General features: G+C 31.6%; 1 protein-coding gene and 2 pseudogenes. 1 reads left to right on the top strand and 2 read right to left on the bottom strand.

What is annotated here, in order from left to right:
• The first annotated feature begins 659 nt into the window (after positions 1 to 659).
• Positions 660 to 1,463: pseudogene (locus DMC01_RS15510) on the top strand (IS1595 family transposase).
• A 498-nt stretch (positions 1,464 to 1,961) separates the two neighbouring features.
• Here the strand turns inward: DMC01_RS15510 and cysK are convergent.
• Positions 1,962 to 2,873 (bottom strand): cysteine synthase A, encoded by a 912-nt coding sequence (gene cysK, locus DMC01_RS12070; protein ID WP_142694438.1) that lies wholly within the window; start codon positions 2,871 to 2,873, stop codon positions 1,962 to 1,964.
• Between the two features lie 545 nt (positions 2,874 to 3,418).
• Positions 3,419 to 3,749, bottom strand: a pseudogene (locus DMC01_RS15505) (hypothetical protein); the annotation flags it as partial.
• Between the last annotated feature and the right edge of the window lie 146 nt (positions 3,750 to 3,895).

The following is a 3,895-nucleotide window of genomic DNA, read 5'->3' as shown; positions in this document are numbered from 1 at the left end:
GGCATTTTAGTCTCTTAGCTTTTTAAATTTTTGACATTGTTATTTGTTAAATTCAAGTTTTAAATTTTAGCAAGATTTTTGTGTTTTAGCTTGAATTTTTAGAAAACTTAGCTTTTTTATAAGACTCAAGATATTTTAATTTGTTCTAAGATCATTTTAAAGTATGAATAGTTAAATGAAAAGGCACAAGACAGCTTGAACTCTAGCAAAGGAGTTTCAAGTTATGATTTACAAGGTGAAAAACAAGCATATGTTTCATTTTAGAATTTCGCCAAATTTAAGGGAAATTTTGAAGGATTTTTTTACTTTCTTGCACTCGCAGCCTTGCAAGAAAATTATATATTAAAGCCATAAAAATCTTTGAACTTTGCAAAATAATTCGTCCTTACATAAATATAAGTTCGCTGAAATTTTGCATTTTGATCATTTGCTTAGTGTGAAAAATCAACAAAACGAGCTTTTTTTAGAAAACAAGAAAGACTAAGTTGCTTTAATAAAAAGTTTGAAGTTGATAAGAATCATTTTTGCTACACTTGCAACTGCGTAGTCAAACGGTTTATGCAAACTTTCTACTTACTGAATTTAATGGATAAATAAATAAAATTTGGCTCAAGATACTTTAATTTGATACAAGATCATTTTAAAGTATAAAGAGTTAGATGAAAAATAAATATATGTTTCATTCCCAAATTGTCTCAAAAGAAATTGAAGGAATTACGAAGTATTTTTTTTGCTTCGTGCTACTCGTCTTGCAACTTTGCAAGAAGCCTTGATTTAAAGGCAAAAAAATCGCTGAAATTTGCAAAATTTATCGTGTTTGTGTGAATAGAATTTTGCGTAAAATTCGCATTTTGATAGCCAAAGAGTGTGAAAAAATCTCAGCGGTGAGATTGAAGTTGATGAGAGTTATTTTTTACTTCGCCTTACGGCTCGCAACTGTAAGCAGAAGGTGCAAAGCGTGTTCGTGGCAAGCGTGGGCATGGGGCTGACAAGAAAACGCCTGTGTTTTTACTTCGTGTTACTCGTCTTGTCCCTTTGCGAGAATGAATGTTAAAACTCAACGGCTGTGTTTATACACGGGTCGTTAAGCATTGCTCTGCCAAAGAGTGTTGCCTAGGACTTTGCAGAACTTAACGAGTGTGAAATTTATAGTGATAGCTTCAAAGCTTATGATGGCTTGGTGGATTTTTTGCTTCGTTTTGTCTTGCAACTTTGCAAGAAGATGCAAATCATTGCCGAGTAAAACATAGCAAAAATGAGTTTGCAAATGGACGAAACCACATTAACGAAATAGAAAATTTTTGGGGCTTTGCAAAGTTGACACTTGCTAAATTTAAAAGCACAAAAGAGAAAATTTTGCCCTTCACTTAAAAGAAACAGAGTTAAGACGAAAAAATTTAGAACGAAATCTTTATCAAATTTTATTAAAGTTGATAAGAAAAAATCCTATTAAAGTATCTTGAGCCAAAAAATTTTGTGTTTCATTTATAAAGAAATAGAGTTGAGATAAAAATTGTAAGACAAAATTTTTATCAAAATATATTAAAGTTGATAAGAGAAAATTCTATTAAGTTTAATTGATCCAAAAGCTTAAATTTTGTAATTTAAGCAAAGAAAGCCGGGCTTAAGCTTGTGAATTTAAAGACTTTAATTAAGTCTAATATTTTTAATCTTTGAATGTGCAATATAAAGTTAAATGATTTTTATGAAAAGGCTTTAAGATGCTTAGTTTAAACTAAATAATTTTAAAGCTTTCAATGATTTAAGCTTGTAATTTTAAAATACTAAGAGCTTTAAAGTCTTGCAAAGAACGCTAAACAAACGCTCTCATTGCAATTTCTTCAAATTGATAAGAAACTTTGTGAAATTTAACTAATTTTATCCAAAATCCTAGCAAGTTTTCTTACTAGGATTTTAGCACCCTTGTGAATTTAGATAGCTCAAAAGAACAAAGACTTCGGCTAAATTCCAGCAAAAAGATCGGTTGATAAATACCTCTCAGCCGTGTCATTTAGCATAGTAACTATGATCTTGCCTGGATTTTCCTTTGCTATGAGGCTTGATACAAAGACATTTGCACCGCTTGAAATGCCTACCATTAAGCCGTTTTTAAGGGCTAGTTGCCTTGCTGTGCTTATGGCATCCTCATTACTAACTGTTCTAATCTCATCTATAACAGTTTTATTTAAGAGCTTGGGGATGAAATTCGCACCTATGCCTTGAATTTTATGCCCTCCTGCCTTGCCCTCACTAAGAAGAGGAGAGGCGGCTGGTTCTACGGCTACTATCTTTACCTTCGAGCCTAGCCTTTCTTTTAAAACCTCGCCAACACCGCTTATGGTGCCACTTGTGCCAAAGCCTGCTACAAAAATATCTATCTTACCATCTAAGTCATCTAGGATCTCAATGGCTGTATTTTCACGGTGGGTATTTTTATTAGCAAGATTTTCAAACTGTGAGGGTATAAAGGAATTTGCTATCTCCTTTTGCAAAGCCAAAGCCCTATCATAAGCACCCTTCATACCTTCGCTAGCTGGGGTTAATTCAAGCCTTGCACCATACAAGAGCATGATCTTTCTCCTCTCAATGCTCATGGATTCAGGCATGGTAAAGATTATTTTAAGTCCCAAAGTAGCAGCTACCATAGCCAAGGATATGCCCATATTTCCGCTGGTGCATTCAATTAAAGTGGTGTCTTTGTTGATCTTACCACTATCTAAGGCATCCTTTATCATAGCATAGCCTGCTCTATCTTTAATAGAATGGCTTGGATTTAAAAATTCACACTTTCCATATAAATTTTCACCAAAGCCCTTTAGGGCAACAAGAGCTGTCTTGCCGATAAGCTCTGTAACATCGTTATAAACTCGCATTTAGGCTCCTTTAAATAAATTTTGGTATCAAATTATACACAATTTTAAACAAAAAGCTTAAATTTTGACAAATAAATTTGTATTAAGAATTTTTTAAGTTATTTTATTTTATCAATATTTAAGAAATTTAGCTAAGAATTTTTGAAGCAAAATATACATTTTATGCAAAAAAATTTAATATTAAAAAATTTTTGTTTCTTTTTATAACTTTTAAAATTTTCTTTAAAAGCCTTTAAATTTCATATATAAAAAGCTTTAAGGCTAAGTTGTTTTTAAATTTTCTTTAAAAATTTAGGCTAAAATGCTAGAAAAAATTTAGCTCTTTTTATATTTTTGTATCCATTTATAAACTGTTTCTTTTGAGTGTAAAATTTAATTTATCTTATAAACTTAAAATTATTTTTTTGTGTAAATTCTTGCATTTTGATTTTAGATCTTCTAAGCTATGAAATAAATGAGGCTAAATTTAATTAAAGCTGTGAATTTAAATACTGTGTAAATGTGTCTAGCAAGCCTTATTAAAAATTGGCGATTGATACTTTTAGCTAAAATGACCTAGGATTTTTCCTAAGCCATTTTAACAAAATTTTATAAAAAGTTTCGTTTTTAACCTTGACATTAGATCTAAATTCAGTTTCCTTCAAATGAAGGTAGAAAAATTCCTTTGCCGTGAAACTGACTTAATCTAGCCTTTGTAAGGTCCTCAGAAATTCACAATTTTGTTGATATGATTTCGTCCGTTTGCAAACTCATTTTTAGAGTGTTTTACCCTGTAACTTTGCTCCTTCTACTACGCAGTTGCAAGACGAAACGAAGCAAAAAATCCACCAAACCATCATAGAATTTTAGTCCATCGCTGTAAATTTCACTTTCTTTAAGCTATGAAAAGTCCTTTATGATAGGTAGCAACTCTTTGGCAGAGTAAGTGCTTGAGCGTATAGACAAGCCGTTGTGTTTTAACAAGCCTTTTGCTTGCAGTTACAAGACGAGTATCACGAAGTAAAAACACAGGTGTCTTTTTA

The sequence above is a fragment of the Campylobacter troglodytis genome (assembly GCF_006864425.1).
Classification (GTDB): Bacteria; Campylobacterota; Campylobacteria; order Campylobacterales; family Campylobacteraceae; genus Campylobacter_D; species Campylobacter_D troglodytis.
Note: the sequence above shows the minus strand (reverse complement) of the source record. Positions and strands in the feature narration are given on the sequence as shown.